General features: G+C 43.5%; 2 protein-coding genes. Both read right to left on the bottom strand.

All coding sequences use genetic code 11. From position 1 onward, the window contains the following. Positions 1–1828: Ig-like domain-containing protein (locus V7Q33_RS23345; protein WP_333821495.1), on the bottom strand; the 1828-nt coding region annotated here is incomplete at its 3' end. A gap of 4 nt (positions 1829–1832) precedes the next feature. Beyond that, the coding region (locus V7Q33_RS23340; protein ID WP_333821494.1) for a hypothetical protein at positions 1833–2641 on the bottom strand (809 nt) is incomplete at its 5' end.

Raw genomic sequence — 2641 nt, 5'->3', positions numbered from 1 at the left:
CAGAAGTATAATTACTTTGATCATTGGGTTGCCATGCCTCACCAGGCGATCCTTCTACAACAGAACGACCTAAGGGACTGGTCTCAAACGATATCTTGGCGTAAGGAGTATTGTCACTGGCTATCGTCCCTCCTGCCTGATAAAAACCGGTTTGCTCAGCAAGGGCATTCGCTTTAAAATTACCAGCCGATTGAGAAGATGTATATGGTAAATATTTTGTGTCTTCGCGACCAAACACATCATAAGTAACAGGCTGAACAATATCTTTAGTCTGTGGTGAACTTTGTACTTTAACCGTCTGCGAAGGTCTTCCCAAATCGTCAAAGTAATTCCAGTCTACACTTTTTTCTCCGGTTGATACACCCAGGGAATTTATATCGTCATCAGTTTTCTTGCCTTTTACCAGTACAGTTGTCTCTTTTATCCAGTTATAGTTCTGATCAACGTTTACCGTTACAATTCCATACGCAGTGCTTTCGCATATTCCGCCAACGCCCAGTGTCTTTACATGATACGTATAGTTGCCGTAAAGCTGGTTTACGGTATAGCTAATTCCAGTATACAACAATTCATCGTTGCTGTTATACCAATTTAAAGTACCGCCTGTGCTATACCCGGAAGTAGTAATTTTCATTACATCACCTTCATGAAAAGTATAAGAGGCCGATGCCGGTGCATTGTTTAATGGATTTACGGTAATGGTAACCGGAACTTTTGCCGAAAGGCATCCAAGACCATCAACTATATTAACTATATTAACCGTACGCGCATAAAATGTACTCGTGGCAGATACAATACCAACCGGTTTGGTATTACCACTTCCTAACGTATTGCCGTTTGCTCCAGTCCAGTAAACTGTATTGCCATTGACGCCCGGAGTGGCGGATAAGGTTATATCGGTAGGGCCGCACACAGACTGACCGCTTACATTGGGAATCGAAGGAATGGGATAAATATTAACGACAACAGGAACCCTTACCTGACTCTCCACACCACATGCTGCTGAGTTATAGCTGGCGATATAATACGTTGTGGGAGATGACAGCACGGGTGTATTAAATACCTGTCCCGTGTAAACAGGGGTTCCTCCTGAAGACGAAGTATACCACCTTACCTGGTCACCGCCTCCGGTTGGCACGGCCGTAATCTGTGCGCTTCCCGATGAACCACAAATATAGTTTTCAAAAGAAAATGTAGGGGCGGTCGGCACCGGTGGTGGTGTTGGAAACGATAACGGTATACTTACTTTATTGCTGTAACAATTTGTAGTAGCATTATATGAAGCTATATAATAGGTTTTGTCACCGTTGAGAGTTGGTGTTGTATAACCAGTTCCTGTATGAAAAGGTGCAGTATCACCTGCATTATTATACCAATCTATTGTAGTGCCGTTACTACCGGTTACAGATATTGTAAATGAAGTTTCCTGGCAGGCAACCTGGCCTGGTGATACACTGAATGTCGGACCCGCAATAGAACCACAACCAACCGTTATCTTGGCTCCGCCAGATACTGTCCCGTCAGATACACTCAGATCATAATAATCATCAGGGATCTGTGCTTTATCCCATCGTACGGTCACTGTGGTTATTCTTTTGTCAGCGGGATCAATAGACATGCTTAATACAGTTCCGCCTACGGCACTCCATACTGTACCGCCCGCCGATGGCCAGGCACCACTTGCCCGCGTACATGAATATGTATATGTATTTCCAACAATAACTGAGGTGGGACCAGTAATAGGATATTGCGCCAAAGCCGAAAATCCGGATACGCACAATAGTGCACTGATAACTGCAGCGCGTATGGCTATATATAAATTCTTCATAAGATTATTCCTGGTCTTTGTAATGGTACTCATATTTCTTCACAATGTCCTGGTTACCGTCTTTTACAAACTTCAACCGGCCCAGCACGTCATATTCATAATAGGTGGTAACATTGTTGGCATCCGACATGGAGGTGATACCGATCAGTGGGTTATGCAAGTAAACCGTGAGCAACGATCCTTTCAGATTTTGCCGCAATGCATTTATCTTTGATAAGTAGTTTGCAGACGGAGATGAAGCCTGAGACTCTGTTCTATATTGACTTGCAGTCATACCGAGTGCCGTAAGCACCTGCGTAAAGGTTGCATTCCTAATTTCGGCTACCGGATAATTTTGTTTATAGCCATACAAGTAGACTATAGGTGCATCGTCTTTTCGTTGCTGGCTTACCAGGTTCAGGTCCTGATCGTATGTGAAGGTAAGCTGAGCTTTATAGTTCGATTCAACATCGGCCAGGAAAGCCGTTTTCAGTAAACCGCCACTGGTTTCTGTCTGCTTGATAGAAGTTACTTCAGCGCTCTTCGAATTCAAAATTCCATATTCGTTGCGAGTAGCGAGCAGTAAATATTCATTGCCATCCGATTTTTTAATGCTCACATATTTTTCAATTATCGGGCTCACTACATTATTCAATTGCATCCATGCTACTGCCTGTTGCCATCCCGTGAGTGAGCTGTTGGCAATGGTAGTATTCAGACAAGAGGAATAGGCATTCAACGCATTGTTACGGTTAGTAATAGCAGTCGATACCGCACTTTGAAAATCAGCCTGACAATGATTATACTGATTGGCAACAGAGGTAAATGTCTGCC

The sequence above is a fragment of the Ohtaekwangia sp. genome (assembly GCF_036786105.1).
Taxonomy (GTDB): Bacteria; Bacteroidota; Bacteroidia; order Cytophagales; family Cyclobacteriaceae; genus Ohtaekwangia.
This window is presented reverse-complemented; position numbering and strand designations above follow the sequence as displayed.